The sequence below is a fragment of the Pseudomonas sp. C9D1 genome (assembly GCF_056491235.1).
The window spans coordinates 4164773-4180000 of the sequence record NZ_JBSZIE010000002.1 but is presented as its reverse complement, the minus strand read 5'-3'; the positions used below and the strand labels follow the sequence as shown (position 1 = coordinate 4180000).

Here is a 15228-nt window from a genome sequence, read left to right as displayed (position 1 = left end):
TCACATCCAACTTGCTGAACCACCTACGCGCGCTTTACGCCCAGTAATTCCGATTAACGCTTGCACCCTTCGTATTACCGCGGCTGCTGGCACGAAGTTAGCCGGTGCTTATTCTGTCGGTAACGTCAAAACAGCAAGGTATTAACTTACTGCCCTTCCTCCCAACTTAAAGTGCTTTACAATCCGAAGACCTTCTTCACACACGCGGCATGGCTGGATCAGGCTTTCGCCCATTGTCCAATATTCCCCACTGCTGCCTCCCGTAGGAGTCTGGACCGTGTCTCAGTTCCAGTGTGACTGATCATCCTCTCAGACCAGTTACGGATCGTCGCCTTGGTGAGCCTTTACCTCACCAACTAGCTAATCCGACCTAGGCTCATCTGATAGCGCAAGGCCCGAAGGTCCCCTGCTTTCTCCCGTAGGACGTATGCGGTATTAGCGCTCCTTTCGAAACGTTGTCCCCCACTACCAGGCAGATTCCTAGGCATTACTCACCCGTCCGCCGCTGAATCATGGAGCAAGCTCCACTCATCCGCTCGACTTGCATGTGTTAGGCCTGCCGCCAGCGTTCAATCTGAGCCATGATCAAACTCTTCAGTTCAATACTGCTTGGGTTTTGAGAAAACCCTAAACCTGGCTCAGCAATCGCAAATAAACTCTCGAATTCACGAGTGTTACTTGTGTTGCTGATAATCAGTCGACTACCAGTCTTACATCACAAGCACCCACACGAATTGCTTGATTCAAATTGTTAAAGAGCAATTTCGATTAAGTCTTTCGTCTCAACCGAGGCCGCGCATTCTACAGCAGCCTTTCTATCTGTCAAGCTGTTTCTCGAAGAATTTTTTCTTTCTACTCAACGACTTGCGCTTTCCGTGAATCTTTCGCTTCACATCAGCGGGAGGCGAATTCTACAGCGTTTCAACTCGCTGTCAACACCTCTTTTTCAGCCTCCTTCGAACTCATTCGGAAGACACTGGCGACACCAAAACCCAACCTGGCACCACCCTTCCACTGCATCGATTCGACCTAGATCAAACCACTCTACCTTTACTTAACCTTTTGATTTGCAAGAGGTTTTTCTTGGCTTCTGCTGTGGAAGTGGTGCGCATTATAGGGATCAGAAACGGCACGTCAACACTTTATTGAAAAAATCATTCAGCCTTCAACGAGATGCGCGCAAACGCCTTCTTGCCAGCCTGACAGACATGCACGGCACCGAGCTTGAAGATGAAGCCGCGATCCACAACGACGCCATCAACACGCACACCACCCGAACCGAGCAGATCACGAGCGACAGCAGCGTTCTTCACCAGCCCTGCCTTATTAAGGACGGATGCAATGGGCATGTCCTCTATAGATAGCAGCTCGATCTCCGGCAGGTCTTCCGGCAGCTCGCCTTCCTTCATACGGTTCCCCGCAGAACGATGAGCAGAAGCCGCAGCTTCCTCGCCATGGAAACGAGCGACGATCTCTTCGGCCAACTTGATCTTGATGTCACGCGGATTGGCGCCCTGTTCAACATCACGACGGAACTGCTCGATCTCCTCCATGGAGCGGAAGCTGAGCAGCTCGAAGTAACGCCACATGAGCACATCAGGAATGGAAACGAGCTTGCTGTACATAACGCCCGGCGCTTCCTGGATACCCACATAGTTACCCAGGGACTTGGACATCTTCTTCACGCCATCCAAGCCCTCGAGCAGCGGCATGGTGACGATGCACTGAGACTCCTGCCCATAAGCACGCTGCAGTTCACGCCCCATCAGCAGGTTGAACTTCTGGTCAGTCCCCCCAAGCTCCACGTCCGCACGCAAGGCCACCGAGTCGTACCCTTGAACCAGCGGATAGAGGAACTCATGGATAGCGATGGGCTGATTGGTGGTGTAGCGCTTGTCGAAGTCATCGCGCTCCAGCATACGAGCGACGGTGTACTGCGAAGACAGGCGAATGAAATCCGCAGGACTCAACTGGTCCATCCAGGTGGAGTTGAACGCAACCTCGGTCTTCGCCGGATCAAGAATCTTGAAAACCTGAGTCTTGTAGGTCTCGGCGTTGTCCAGGACCTGCTCGCGGGTCAAAGGCGGGCGAGTGGCGCTTTTGCCGCTGGGGTCACCGATCATCCCGGTGAAGTCACCTATAAGGAAGATGACCTGATGGCCCAGCTCCTGGAACTGACGCAGCTTATTAATAAGGACGGTATGACCGAGGTGCAGATCGGGCGCGGTCGGATCGAACCCCGCCTTGATACGAAGGGGCTGCCCCCGCTTGAGCTTTTCAACCAGCTCGGACTCGACCAGAACCTCTTCCGCGCCGCGCTTGATAAGCGCCAGCTGCTCTTCAACCGACTTCATGACAGCCCCGTACACACTAGAGAAACCGAAAGGGAACCAAACATACAAGATCGCTGACTAATTACAAGTTTTGCGCCCGGGGCGGTACCAACCGGCGGAAGGCAGGATCTTGAGGTTGCCTACACCGGATTTTGGTTATATTTTAGGCAGTTAGTTCACATTCTAAAAAACACCACTCGCCATGACGCATATTGTTCCTAAAGCGCCGCGCTACCCGAAAAGCCATTTGCTGGCCGCAAGCGGTGTAGCTGCGCTGCTCAGCCTGGCTTTGCTGGTGTTCCCGTCTCGCGAGGTCGAGGCGAAGAAGACCTACATCAACCTGGAAATGGAGAACGGCTCAGAAGCCCTCATCCAGGAAAAGGACGACCTCCGATCAGACGCAGTCATCGGGGAAGAGGGCAGCTCGCCATTCGCTAACATCGAGCGCCCTGCAGACAACCAGAACAGCGCCGACAAAGACGCGAACAAGGACGAACAGACCCAAAGCGAGCTTGCCTCCAGCGAACCTCCGAAAGATCCCGGCTTGCATACGGTCACCGTAGGCAACGGCGATACCCTGTCGACGCTGTTCAGCAAGGTCGGCCTATCCGCCACCGTACTGCACGATGTGCTCAACAGCAGCAAGGACGCCAAAGACCTCAGTCGCCTGAAGATCGGCCAGGCCTTCGAATTCCGCCTGAGCCCCGAGGGTGAACTGCAGAGCCTGCACTCCAAGCTCAGCGACCTCGAGACCGTCACCCTGTCCAAGACCGACAAGGGCTATGACTTCAAGCGAGACCTGGCCAAGCCGGACATCCATACCGCCTATGCCCATGGCGTGATCGATAGCTCCCTGTTCCTATCGGCCAAGCGCGCCGGCATGTCTCACAACCTGACCATGGACCTGGCCAATATCTTCGATTACGACATCGACTTCGCCCTCGACATCCGTGAAGGCGACGAATTCGAAGTCATCTATGAAGAGAAGTCGGTGAACGGCAAGCAGGTGGGCACCGGCAACATCCTCGCCGCTCGCTTCACCAACCGCGGTAAGACCTACAGTGCCGTGCGCTTCACCAACAACCAGGGCATTGCCAGCTACTTCCGCGATGACGGCACCAGCATGCGCAAGGCCTTCATCCGTACCCCGGTGGACTTCGCACGCATCAGCTCGCGCTTCTCGCTCGGCCGTCGCCATCCGATCCTCAACAAGATCCGCGCGCACAAGGGCGTCGACTACGCAGCGCCTCGCGGCACGCCGATCAAGGCAACCGGTGACGGCAAGATCTTCCTGGCCGGGCGTCGCGGTGGCTACGGCAACGCAGTGATCATCCAGCACAGCGGCAAGTACCGGACGCTCTATGGCCACATGCAGGGTTTCGCCAAAGGCATCAAGACCGGCGGCACCGTCAAGCAAGGTCAGATCATTGGCTACATCGGTACCACGGGTCTCTCCACCGGCCCGCACCTGCACTATGAGTTCCAGGTGAACGGCCAACACGTCGACCCGCTCGGCGTGAAGCTGCCCATGGCTGACCCGCTCGCCGCTGCAGAGAAGAAGCGCTTCCTGCAAATGAGCAAGCCGCTGATGGCACGCATGGACCAAGAAAAGGCCACCATGCTCGCGCAGAACAAGCGCTGATTCGATGCCGCGCTACCTCGGAGTGATGTCCGGAACCAGCCTGGATGGGCTGGACATCGCCCTGATCGACCAAGGCGAACACACCCGCCTGATCGCCTCGCACTACATCCCCATGCCCGACACACTCCGCCAGGAGTTGCTCTCGCTATGTTCACCAGGCGAAGACGAACTCGCACGCGCGGCCTTGGCCGAACAACGCTGGGTCGAACTGGCCGCTTCGGGGATCGCCCAACTGCTTCGCGAAAAAGGCCTCACAGCCGCAGATATCCGCGCAATCGGCAGCCATGGCCAAACCGTGCGCCACGAACCGGCGCGCGGCTTCACCATCCAGATCGGCAACTGCGCCCTGCTGGCCGAGCTCACCGGCATCACGGTGGTCGGTGACTTCCGGCGCCGCGACGTCGCTGCCGGCGGCCAGGGTGCGCCCCTGGTGCCAGCCTTCCACGAGGCGCTCTTCGACAATGACAGAGGCAACCGCGCCGTGCTCAACATCGGTGGGTTCAGCAACCTCAGCCTGATCGAACCCAACCAGCAGGTGCGTGGTTTCGATTGCGGCCCCGGCAACGTACTCATGGATGCCTGGATCCAGCTCAACCTCGGCCAGGACTACGACCGTGATGGCGCCTGGGCAGCCAGTGGCCAGGTCCAGCCGCAGTTGCTGAGCACACTGCTGAAGGATGAGTTCTTCAGCACGCGCGGCCCCAAGAGCACCGGCAGGGAACTGTTCAACCTGCCCTGGCTGCAGGCGCAGTTGGCCAAGCTCCCGGCCTTCAAGGCGGAGGACGTGCAAGCCACCCTTCTTGAGCTCAGCGCTCGCACCATGGCAGAAGCACTCAAGGCATCCCAAGCGGAAACCCGCGATCTGCTGGTCTGCGGCGGTGGCGCCCACAATGGCACCTTGATGCAACGCCTCGCCGAGCTGCTGCCCGGCACCCAGGTCAGCAGCACCGACAGCCGAGGCGTACCGGCAGACTGGGTCGAAGCCATGGCCTTTGCCTGGCTGGCCCATTGCTGCCTCGAAGGCATCCCTACCAACCGCCCGAGCGTGACCGGCGCCAAAGGCCTGCGCATCCTCGGCGCCATCTACCCCGCCTGACCAAACTGCACAAACGAAAACGCCGTGCATAAGCACGGCGTTTCGGTATCAGCGAAGGATGATCAGATCGAGAAGGACGAACCGCAGCCGCAGGTAGTGGCGGCATTCGGGTTCTTGATCACGAAGCGCGAGCCTTCGAGACCTTCCTGGTAATCCACTTCCGCACCGGCCAGGTACTGGAAGCTCATGGGATCGACCACCAGGCTCACACCATCGCGCTCGACAATGGTGTCATCGTCAGCCACGTCTTCATCGAACGTGAAACCGTATTGGAAGCCCGAACAGCCACCGCCCGTGACGAAGACGCGCAGCTTGAGCCGCGGATTGCCTTCCTCATCGATCAGGTTCTTCACCTTGTTTGCCGCTCCATGCGTAAACATCAGGGCTGTGGGGGTGAAGGATTCGACACTCATGCTGTAACTCTCCCGGCTTGACGCCGCCTTACTGCGCTGTGGCCACGCATTATCCGCTTACCCTAGAAAACTGGTCAACTATTAAGCGTCCTGGCTTTCCGGACCGGCCGGCGCCTCCAACAGGCGCTGCGCTTCCTTGATGTGCCCGAGGCGCCCTTCTATCTGCGCCCCCATGGCCATCTCCATGAGCCCGTAGTAGAGGTTGCCGCGTACCCGTGCCTTGGCACCCAGCTCCAGGTGCTCGGAAGCGAATACATCACCGACCACTTCCCCGTCGATGATCACGTGAGGCGCGCGGATCTCGCCCTCCACCAGGCCTTCGACGCTGACCCTGACCAGCCCTTCGCTGGCATTGAGGTTGCCCTTGAGGCGGCCGTCCACCTGCACCGCGCCCTGGAAGCGCAGATCACCCTCCAGTTCCGCGCCGATGGCGATGATGCTGGTCTTGCCGCTGAAACGCTGCAGATCAGCCTTGGGTTTCTGTTTGTTGAACATGCTCGTCATGACTCCTCGTCAATCCACTCGAATGTGCGCTCCAGCGGTTTCTGCTGGCCGTCCACTTGCGCGCGCACCTTTACCTGACGGGGACTGAAGCCTTCCGGCAGCTCCAGCTCGGCGAAACGTCCCGCTTCGGGAATCGCCTGGAAGTGCTTGAAGGAAAACACAACATCCTGCTGCGTCATCTCGCGGGAAAGCGTCGCCAGCTCTAGGCTCGCCTCCTTGCCGTCCTGACGACCGATCACTCGCACACGCAGCGTGCCCTTGATCGGCTGGTCATCCTTGCCGACCCGGCTGAGCATCAGCCGGAAACGGAAGCGCTGTGGCTGGTCCGTGCCATGCAACTCGAAAGCGCGGATGCGCAATCCCTCACGGCGGCTGTCCGGTGCCAGCACGCCACGGTAGAACGCCAGTTCCTGCTGCAGTTTGAAAACCTGCTCTTCCATCATCTTGATGGTCTGGCGGCTCTGCTCGTTGGCCTGGAGCCCCAGTCGCTCGCCGCTTACCAGTACCGCCTGGCGCTGTTGCAACTGTTCGAGTGCACGGGTGCGCTCATCCAGTTGCGCGCGCAGGCTGTCGCGCTCCGCCACGGCATCCGCCATGCCCTCGGCTCGCAACCAGCCACCGGCGAAGAACGCCACCGGCAGCGCCAGCAACAGGACCAGTACCAACCAGCGCACCAGCCGCTCACGGCGCGGGTCGCTGATGCGGACCTCCCAGCGCGACATCAGTGACGCCCGGCGCGGTGCGACCGGAGAGGCAGAACGCCACCCCTCGTAGCTAGCTTGAACATCGACCGCACCCTACCCACTGGAAAGCCGCCGATGATAAAGCCGCATCGGCCAAGGGCCAACCGTCGAGGTGACGCGTGACCGCCGGAGCCTCTACTATCGGACCCACCTCACATCAGGGAACATCCAATGCTCTATCTCTGGCTCAAGGCCTTCCACATCATCGCCGTCGTATGCTGGTTCGCCGGTCTCTTCTACCTGCCACGCCTGTTCGTCTATCACGCCTCGGCCGAAGACGCGCCCAGCCGCGAACGCTTCAGCATCATGGAGCGCAAGCTCTATCGCGGCATCATGCAGCCCTCCATGGTCCTCACCCTGCTGCTCGGCGCCGGCATGCTCTACCTCAACCCGGCCTGGTTCAAACAGGGCTGGCTACACGCCAAGCTCACCCTGGTGTTCCTGCTGATCGGCTACCACCACGTCTGCGGCGCCATGCTCAAACGCTTCGCTCGCGGCGAGAACGGCCGCAGCCATGTGTTCTACCGCTGGTTCAACGAAGTCCCGGTCCTGTTCCTGCTCGCCATCGTCATCCTGGTGGTGATCAAACCCTTCTGACTCACGAATGACCGATAGAGAGGAATGCCCGATGTCACTGCCCGCCCTGCTTGAACAACGCCTGCGCCTGCCCGTCGTCGCAGCGCCCATGTTCCTGGTTTCGACCCCGGAACTGGTCCTGGCCTGCAGCAATGCGGGCATCGTCGGCAGCTTCCCCGCCCTCAACCAGCGTGACAGTGCCGGCTTCCGCGCCTGGCTCGACGAGATCGAGGCGGGCCTGATGGCGGGCGCCGCGCCCTATGCGGTCAACCTCATCGTCCATCACAGCAACCCCAGGCTGCAGGCGGACCTGGCCATCTGCGTCGAGAAGCAGGTGCCCATCGTCATCACCAGCCTGGGGGCGGTGAAGGAAGTGGTCGACGCGGTGCACAGCTACGGCGGCCTGGTGTTCCATGACGTCACCACCCGCCGCCATGCCGAAAAGGCCGCCGAAGCCGGCGTCGATGGGCTGATCGCGGTGGCGGCCGGAGCCGGTGGCCATGCCGGCACCTGGAGCCCCTTCGCCCTGGTCGCCGAGATCCGCCAGTTCTTCGACAAGACGTTGCTGCTGGCCGGCTGCCTCAACCACGGCCACGAGATACTCGCCGCGCAGATGCTTGGCGCCGACCTCGCCTACCTCGGTACCCGCTTCATCGCCACACGCCAGAGCAACGCCGACACGCCCTACAAGCAGATGATCCTCGACGCCAAGGCCGCCGATATCGTCCACACGCCCGCCGTCTCCGGCGTACCGGCCAGCTTCATGCGCCAGAGCGTCGAAGCCGCCGGCTACGACCTCAAGCGCCTTACCGACAAGGCCGACGTCAACTACGGCGAAAAGCTCAAGCCCATCAGTGACGAGGCCAAGGCCTGGAAGACCGTCTGGTCCGCCGGTCAGGGCGTGGGCGACATCAGCGACCTGCCGACGGTGGAGGAACTGGTGAAGCGCCTGGATAACGAGTACCGCGCCGCCCACCAGAGGGCCAGCCACCTCGGTCAGCGCTGGCCCCGTTGAAACGCCGCCACCTGCTCGGCCTGGGCGCACTCGGGGCACTCGGGCTCTGGGCTGTGCGCCCTGGTGACCAGGGGCGCCCCCACACACCCTACTTCGCCGACCTACAGCGCCTGCTGAAGCAGGAAGGCCGCGGCGTGCCGCAGTTGGTCATCGACCTCGACCGCCTCGACGCCAATGCCGACCTGCTCGCCCAGCGCCTGGGCAAACTGCCCCTGCGCCTGGTGGCCAAGTCCCTGGCTTCCAATGGCCTGCTGGACTACCTCGCCAAGCGCCTGGCTACGCGCCGCTTCATGGTCTTCCACCAACCCCAGGCCAACCAGTTGGCACAGGCCTTCCCCGACGCCGATCTGCTGCTGGGCAAGCCGCTGCCGGTAGCGGCCGCCCTCGCCTTCTACCAGCAGTTGCCCAATGGCCTGGGCTTCGACCCTACACGCCAGCTCACCTGGCTGATCGACAGCCCGCAGCGCCTCGTGCAGTACCTCGAACTCGCCAAGGCCCTGCAGAAGCCCATGAGCATCGCCCTCGAGATCGATATCGGCCTGCAACGCGGCGGCCACCCGGATGCCACCCAGCTGGCGCAGACGCTGCGGCTGCTCGCCGACAACAGCACGCGGCTGCAACTGCGCGGGCTGATGGGCTACGACGCCCAGGTCGCCCACGCACCGTTCTGGACCGGCAGCCAGCAAGCCTTTACTGCCGCCAACGAGCGATACGCGGCCTTCATCGATGCCGCACGCGCCTTCCCCGCCATCTGGCCCAGGCAACCCCTGCTCAATGGCGCCGGCAGTCTCACCTATCCACTGCACGCCAAGGGGCCGACACCGCTGAACGAAGTCGCCGTCGGCTCGGCCCTGCTCAAGCCCGCCGAGTTCGACACCCCCCTCCTGGCCAGCCACCAGAGCGCGATGTGGATCGCCACGCCGGTACTCAAGGTTCAACGCGGCCCCCTCCCCTACCTGCAACAGGCCCAGGGCATGCTCGAAGCCTGGAACCCCAACCGGCAGAACGCCTACTACCTCTATGGCGGAGGCTGGCCCGCCGAACCCGCATCCCCCGCAGGCCTGGCCTATGACGGCATCTACGGGCGCAGCCCCAACCAGGAGCGCCTGATCGGCTCGGCAACGACCGGGCTCGGCGTCGACGACTGGGTGTTCCTGCGACCTCTCTTGTCCGAAGGACTGTTTAGCGGCTTCGGCCAACTGCGCCTGCTCCGTCACGGCCGCCTCGTCGGCACCTGGAAGCCGCAGCCAGCCGCCTGACCAGCTCTGTTTTTTGTGCGGCAGCCCGCTTGTGCCGCAGGGTGCGCCACCATTACGCTGTGCCATCCCTAACCAGCCGCTGACAAGGATGCCCGCATGTCCGATGCCCGCTACAAGATCGTCTTCGAAGGAGAACTGATGCCCGGTGCGGCATTGGAAACTGTCAAGGAGAACCTGGCCAAGCTGTTCAAGAGCGATGCCAGCAAGATCGACAGCCTGTTCGGCGGGCGCCCCGTGGCGCTGAAGCGTGACCTCGAAGAAGTCGAGGCAGACAAATACCTGGCCGCCCTGCAGCGGGCCGGTGCCCAGGTACGCAAGGAACAGGACCTCGCCGCCGGCTTCAGCCTGGTGGAAACCGAAGACCACCCGAACCCGGAAACCCTCGCCGCAGTAGAAAGCGAGCAGGACACCGGCACCATGACCTGCCCCAAGTGCGGCCACGAGCAGGCCAAGTCCGGCGAGTGCCAGGCGTGCGGCATCATCATCGAGAAATTCCTCGCCCGTCAGGCGCAACTGGCTGAAGCCGCTCCCGCCGTCGCATCGTCGGCCGTGGCACCGGGCGCCTCGCCTTACGCCACCCCGCAGGCCCAGGTCGGCGAGGCGCTGCCCCAGTACTGCGAGCTGCGCCCCTTCGGCATCACCGGCCGTATCGGCCGCGTGCGCTACCTGGCCTGGTCCTTCGTGTTCATGATCGCGCTGCTGGTCGTGCTTGGCGTCGGCGCCGGCATCGGCTTCGCCATCCACCCGATCGTCGGCGGCCTCATCGCCACCGTGCTGGGTATCGCCGCCATCGTCGTCAGCGTGCAGATCAACGTCCAGCGCCTGCACGACATCGGCTGGTCGGGCTGGCTCTACCTGCTGAACTTCGTGCCCATCGTCGGCAGCGTCTTCCCCCTGCTGCTGCTGTTCATCCCCGGCACCACCGGCGCCAACCGCTTCGGTGCACCGCCGCCGCCGAACACCACTGCAGTCAAAGTCCTGGCCTGGATGTGGCTGATCATCCCGGTGGTCTTCGGCATCCTCGCCGCCATCAGCATCCCGGCCTACCAGGACTACGTGGAGCGCTCCGAGATGAGCAGCTACGAGATGCCGGCCGATGGCGATAGCGCCGACTATGCCGAACCGACCGACGAAGCCGCACCCTATGCAGAGCCGGACGAGTCGATGGACGAGGGCGACGTGGCCGCCGAACAGGAAGAGAACGAGTCCAACTGAGCAACCTCCCGGGGCTGACGTTGTCCAACCCGGCCCCGACACGGAGATTCCCGATGCCTCGTTTTGCCCTGATTACCGGCGCCTCCAGCGGCCTCGGCCTGGCCCTGGCGGAAGCCCTGGCCCGGCGGGGTCGCCACCTGATCCTGGTGGCCCGGCAACGTGACGCGCTGGAAAGCATCGCCTACGAGCTGACCCAGCGCTTCGGCGTCGAAGTGCTCTACCGCACCTGTGACCTCGCCGAACCGCTGCAGCTTTCAGGTCTGCTCCACGAGCTCAACCAGGGTGAGCGGGAAATCGACCTGCTGGTGAACAACGCCGGCATCGGCACCTCCGGCCTCTATGTCGAACAGGACTGGAGCCGCGAACAGGAACTGATCGAACTCAACGTCCTCGCCCTCGCCCGCCTCTGCCACGAGATCGGCGGCGCCATGGCCAGCCGTGGTACCGGGCAGATTCTCAACGTCGCGTCGGTAGCCGGCTTCCAGCCCGGCCCCTGGATGAGCAACTACTACGCCAGCAAGGCCTATGTGCTGCACTTCTCCGAAGGGCTGCGCGAGGAGCTGAAGGTTCATGGCGTCGGCGTCTCGGTGCTTTGCCCCGGCCCTACCCGCACCGCCTTCTTCCGCGGCGCACGGATGGCCGGCGAGAAACTGGAAGGCAGCAAGCTGATGATGAGCGCCGAAGAAGTGGCGCTGATCACGATGAAGGCGCTGGAGAAGAACCGCGCCATCATCATCCCCGGCTGGCGCAACCGCCTGCTGGCGATGAGCCCGCGCCTGTCGCCGCGTTGGCTGGTCCGGCGCCTGGCCGGGCGGATCAACAAGGCCTATCTACCGAAATAGAAAACAAAAAGGCGCCGCAAGGCGCCTTTCTTCTCTCCAGCCGTTTCAGTCAGCCTTCACGCAGCGCCCGTCGGCCCAGGCGCGCAGCTTGGCCTGCTCCTCGGCCATCACCACCGACAGCGGTGCCGTACCCAGCAACTGCTGCAACAGCAGCGCCTGGCTCACGCCGGTCTGGGCGGCTTGCGCGGCATAGAGCATCCCCACCACGGCCTGCTCGATCTCGGCACCGGAGAAACCATCGCTGGACGCCGCCAGGATCGGCAGATCGAACTGCGCCGGATCGATATCGCGACGGGACAGGTGGATGCGGAAGATTTCTGCCCGCACCTCGCTACCCGGCAGATCAACGAAGAACAGCTCGTCGAAACGCCCCTTGCGCACCAGCTCCGGCGGCAAACGGTGGATGGCGTTGGCGGTGGCCACCATGAACACCGGCGCCTTGCGCTCCGACATCCAGGTCAGCAACGTACCCAGCACGCGCTGGCTCACGCCGCCGTCCTGGTCGCCGCTGGCCAGGCCCTTCTCCAGCTCATCCATCCACAGCACGCAGGGCGCCATCTGCTCGGCCAGCTTGAGCGCATCACGCAGGTTGCGCTCGGTCTCGCCGAAGAACTTGTTGTACAGGCAGGCGAAGTCCAGGCGCAGCAACGGCAGCCCCCAGAGCCCTGCCACCGCCTTGGCCGCCAGGCTCTTGCCGCCGCCCTGCACGCCCACCAGCAACATGCCCTTGGGCATGGACGCCGGCTTGGCCTCCATGAACGCGCTCTGGCGCTCACCCAGCCAGCGCTTGAGGTTGGCCAGGCCGCCGACATCGGCGAAGCGCGCGGTGTCGTATTCGAAGCTGAGCACGCCTTCAAGGTCCAGCAACTGGAACTTTGTCTTGTTCAGCTCCGGCAGATCTTCCTGAGTGATGGCGCCGTCGTCGCAGATCACATTGCGCGCCAGCGAGCGCGCCTCACCGTGACTGAGGCCACGCAGGTTCTTCACCACCTGCTGCAGGGTGCGGTTGTCGGTGCGCACCCGGGCGCCACGGTTGCGCTCGCTCCAGCGCGTGGCCTCCTCGCGAACGATGGCCAACAGCTCATCCTCGTTCGGCAGCGCCAGGCTGAAGCGGGCGCTGTAGCGCTGTACCTCGGCCGGCAGCTTCATTGCGTGGGAAACCAGCACCAGGGTCGGCTTGTGGATCGCCTCGGCCATGGCGACTTCCTTGAGCAGGCGCACCAGCTTGGGGTTGTCGTCGAAGAAGGGATGCAGGTCGCACATCACATAGAGGTTGGGCTGCGGATCGGCCTTGATCAGCCGCAGCGCTGCCTCGGCATCGGTACTGGCCCCCTCGCCCACGGGGTCGCCACCAAAGCCAAGGCGCTGCAGGCCTTCGGTCACCGCCCAGGTGAACAGGCCCAGCCCGCGCTTCACCGCCAGGGTGGTCAGGGTTTCCAGCACGCGCTGCTCGTCCCAGGACTCGATGACGATGAGTTTGACCTTGGAGTCCAGCACCAGCCCCAGATCGTGGATGTCGTTCTTCACACAGGCTCCTTGTGCGGCCAGGCGGGCTGGCCGGGATAATCTCGCGCCGCTAAACTCGGGGGCTTCTTATAACAGGCCGGAGAATGTCCGTGGACTGTCTGTTCTGCAAAATCGTCGCCGGGGATATTCCTGCACGCAAGCTCTATGAAGACGATCACGTGATCGCCTTCCACGACATCGCGCCACAAGCCCCGGTGCACTTCCTGGTGATCCCGAAAAAGCACATCAACACCCTCAACGACCTCACCGAAGACGACAAGACGCTGACCGGGCATATCGTCCACACTGCCCAGCGCCTGGCCAAGGAGCAGGGCTGTGACGAAGGCTTCCGCGTGGTTATGAACTGCAACGAACTGGGCGGCCAGACCGTCTATCACATCCATATGCACGTGCTCGGGCAGCGCCAGCTGCACTGGCCGCCGGGCTGATGCGCCGCACGCTACTCCTCGCCCTCTCGCTGCTACCCCTCGCCGCCCTGGCCCAACAGGCCGGCGAGCGCCTGCGCGACAGCCTGCCGGACGGCGCCCAGGGCCCGGAACTGGTGATCGTCCCTGCCGGCGAGTTCCTCATGGGCGATGCCACCGGGCGCGGCAACGACAACGAGCGCCCCACCCACCGCGTGACCATCGACAAGACCTTCGCCATCGGCCGCTTCGAGCTGACCTTCGATGACTGGCAGCGCTACGCCAGCGCCACCGGCAAGCCGATGCCCGACAACGAAGGCTGGGGCCTCTCCGGGCAGCGCCCGGTGATCCATGTGAGCTGGTTCGATGCCCGCGCCTATTGCGACTGGCTGAGCAGCGTCACCGGCCAGCGCTACCGGCTGCCCACCGAGGCGGAATGGGAATACGCCGCACGGGCCGGTGGTACAGGCTACTACGGGTGGGGCGATGAGTTGGACAGCAGCGAGAGCGCGCCACGGGCCCATTGCCGGGGCTGCGGCACCCCCAATTCGATCCGCGGCAAAACGGCGCAGGTCGGCCAGTACCCGGCCAACGCCTTCGGCCTGCACGACACCGCCGGCAACGTCTGGGAATGGACCGCCTCGCGCTTCGCCGCCCCCTTCGACGGCAGCGAGGCGCAAGCCGCGGCCTTGCTGGATCGCAGCCCCCGCGTGGTCCGTGGCGGTGCCTGGAACAGCGGGCCGGCGTACCTGCGCACCAGCCTGCGCGATCTCAAGCAGCCGGGGCACGATGACTACGCACTGGGCTTCCGGGTACTGCGCGAACTGGACTGATCCCAGTCAAACCCGGGCAGGCCCGATGGGTTAAACTGCCCGGCATTCTTGCCTACCGGAGGTGCCCCATGGCCACCGAACGCCAGTACTCCCCCGTTGACCGCTTCCTGCTCCAGGCCGATGCCGCGCTCAAGACCCTGCTGCCGTTCAAGGGCCAGCCCTATCGCCCCAACCCGGCGAACCTGCAGGACGAGGTGCCCATGAGCGAGGCGGACAGCCGCCATGTCACTGGCCTGATGCGCATCAACCACACCGGCGAGGTCTGCGCCCAGGCGCTGTACCAGGGGCAGGCGCTGACCGCCAAGCTGCCGGAAGTGCGCAAGGCCATGGAGCATGCCGCCGAAGAGGAAATCGACCACCTCGCCTGGTGCGAGCAACGCATCCGCGAACTGGGCGGCCGCCCCAGCGTGCTCAACCCGCTGTTCTATGGCCTGTCGTTCGGCGTCGGTGCCGTCGCCGGCCTGATCAGCGACAAGGTCAGCCTCGGCTTCGTCGCCGCCACCGAGGACCAGGTCTGCAAGCACCTGGACGACCACCTGCAGCAGATCCCTGCCGACGACGCAAAGTCCCGCGCCATCCTCGAACAGATGCGTACCGACGAGGAGCAGCACGCCACCACCGCGCTGGACGCCGGCGGCCTGCGCTTCCCGGCGCCGGTGAAGTTCGGCATGACCCTGCTCTCCAAGGTCATGACCAAGAGCACTTATAGGGTTTAAGCAGCGGCAAGCTGCAAGTTTCAAGCGGCAAGCAAACCGCAAGAACGACAAAGGGCGCCGAGGCGCCCTTTGTGCTTTTCACGTGCGGCTTGCAGCTTCGAGCTGGCAGC

The 15228-nt window shown here is 63.1% G+C and carries 15 protein-coding genes and 1 rRNA gene (1 of these 16 running past the window's edge); 10 read left to right on the top strand and 6 right to left on the bottom strand.

Going from position 1 to position 15228, the window contains the following annotated elements:
• Together ACXI0U_RS27105 and tyrS are read right to left on the bottom strand one after the other, a co-directional pair.
• A 16S ribosomal RNA gene (locus ACXI0U_RS27105) occupies positions 1 to 601 on the bottom strand; it reaches 936 nt to the left of the window's first position.
• A gap of 553 nt (positions 602 to 1154) precedes the next feature.
• On the bottom strand, positions 1155 to 2354 hold the full coding sequence (tyrS, locus tag ACXI0U_RS27100) for a tyrosine--tRNA ligase (protein ID WP_350447640.1): 1200 nt from the start codon (positions 2352 to 2354) through the stop codon (positions 1155 to 1157).
• A gap of 181 nt (positions 2355 to 2535) precedes the next feature.
• On the opposite strand from tyrS, the gene ACXI0U_RS27095 reads away from it, so the two are divergent.
• Both ACXI0U_RS27095 and ACXI0U_RS27090 read left to right on the top strand, forming a co-directional pair.
• On the top strand, positions 2536 to 3975 hold the full coding sequence (locus ACXI0U_RS27095; protein ID WP_184488561.1) for a peptidoglycan DD-metalloendopeptidase family protein: 1440 nt from the start codon (positions 2536 to 2538) through the stop codon (positions 3973 to 3975).
• A 4-nt stretch (positions 3976 to 3979) separates the two neighbouring features.
• Complete coding sequence (locus ACXI0U_RS27090) at positions 3980 to 5071, top strand: anhydro-N-acetylmuramic acid kinase (RefSeq protein WP_021221628.1); 1092 nt, start codon at positions 3980 to 3982, stop codon at positions 5069 to 5071.
• A 62-nt stretch (positions 5072 to 5133) separates the two neighbouring features.
• Here ACXI0U_RS27090 and erpA read toward each other — a convergent pair whose 3' ends face one another.
• From erpA to ACXI0U_RS27075, 3 genes are all read right to left on the bottom strand, one after another.
• Positions 5134 to 5484, bottom strand: coding sequence for an iron-sulfur cluster insertion protein ErpA (gene erpA, locus ACXI0U_RS27085; protein ID WP_031288532.1), 351 nt, complete (start codon positions 5482 to 5484; stop codon positions 5134 to 5136).
• 81 nt (positions 5485 to 5565) lie between these two features.
• Positions 5566 to 5979 carry a bactofilin family protein gene (locus ACXI0U_RS27080; protein WP_021221626.1) on the bottom strand — a complete coding sequence of 138 codons (414 nt, stop codon included), beginning with the start codon at positions 5977 to 5979 and terminating at the stop codon, positions 5566 to 5568.
• Positions 5980 to 5984: 5 nt separating this feature from the next.
• The gene (locus tag ACXI0U_RS27075) at positions 5985 to 6710 is read right to left on the bottom strand and encodes a DUF6776 family protein (RefSeq protein WP_021221625.1); all 726 of its coding nucleotides are present in this window, start codon (positions 6708 to 6710) and stop codon (positions 5985 to 5987) included.
• Between the two features lie 192 nt (positions 6711 to 6902).
• Here ACXI0U_RS27075 and hemJ point away from each other — a divergent pair, with 192 nt between their 5' ends.
• The 5 genes from hemJ (at position 6903) to ACXI0U_RS27050 (ending at position 11638) form a co-directional block, all read left to right on the top strand.
• Complete coding sequence (hemJ, locus tag ACXI0U_RS27070; protein WP_021221624.1) at positions 6903 to 7328, top strand: protoporphyrinogen oxidase HemJ; 426 nt, start codon at positions 6903 to 6905, stop codon at positions 7326 to 7328.
• Between the two features lie 31 nt (positions 7329 to 7359).
• Complete coding sequence (locus ACXI0U_RS27065; protein ID WP_479551064.1) at positions 7360 to 8322, top strand: NAD(P)H-dependent flavin oxidoreductase; 963 nt, start codon at positions 7360 to 7362, stop codon at positions 8320 to 8322.
• Complete coding sequence (locus ACXI0U_RS27060) at positions 8319 to 9581, top strand: alanine racemase (protein ID WP_431483283.1); 1263 nt, start codon at positions 8319 to 8321, stop codon at positions 9579 to 9581. Before ACXI0U_RS27065 ends, ACXI0U_RS27060 begins: the two co-directional genes overlap by 4 nt.
• A gap of 96 nt (positions 9582 to 9677) precedes the next feature.
• Positions 9678 to 10796 carry a DUF805 domain-containing protein gene (locus ACXI0U_RS27055; protein WP_431483282.1) on the top strand — a complete coding sequence of 373 codons (1119 nt, stop codon included), beginning with the start codon at positions 9678 to 9680 and terminating at the stop codon, positions 10794 to 10796.
• A 53-nt stretch (positions 10797 to 10849) separates the two neighbouring features.
• Entirely contained in the window at positions 10850 to 11638 is a 789-nt protein-coding gene (locus ACXI0U_RS27050) for an SDR family NAD(P)-dependent oxidoreductase (protein WP_431483281.1), read from the top strand.
• Positions 11639 to 11683: 45 nt separating this feature from the next.
• Here ACXI0U_RS27050 and ACXI0U_RS27045 read toward each other — a convergent pair whose 3' ends face one another.
• Positions 11684 to 13165: an AAA family ATPase gene (locus ACXI0U_RS27045; RefSeq protein WP_431483280.1), complete on the bottom strand. Its 1482-nt coding sequence runs from the start codon at positions 13163 to 13165 to the stop codon at positions 11684 to 11686.
• 89 nt (positions 13166 to 13254) lie between these two features.
• Here ACXI0U_RS27045 and ACXI0U_RS27040 point away from each other — a divergent pair, with 89 nt between their 5' ends.
• The 3 genes from ACXI0U_RS27040 to coq7 all read left to right on the top strand — a co-directional run bounded on the left by ACXI0U_RS27040 (position 13255) and on the right by coq7 (position 15118).
• A complete protein-coding gene (locus ACXI0U_RS27040; protein ID WP_031288529.1) occupies positions 13255 to 13593 on the top strand; it encodes a histidine triad nucleotide-binding protein in 339 nt (112 codons plus the stop codon).
• Positions 13593 to 14402, top strand: coding sequence for a formylglycine-generating enzyme family protein (locus tag ACXI0U_RS27035; RefSeq protein WP_431483279.1), 810 nt, complete (start codon positions 13593 to 13595; stop codon positions 14400 to 14402). The genes ACXI0U_RS27040 and ACXI0U_RS27035 overlap by 1 nt, the downstream gene beginning before the upstream one ends.
• 68 nt (positions 14403 to 14470) lie before the next feature.
• A complete protein-coding gene (gene coq7 / locus ACXI0U_RS27030; RefSeq protein WP_431483278.1) occupies positions 14471 to 15118 on the top strand; it encodes a 2-polyprenyl-3-methyl-6-methoxy-1,4-benzoquinone monooxygenase in 648 nt (215 codons plus the stop codon).
• Positions 15119 to 15228 lie beyond the last annotated feature (110 nt).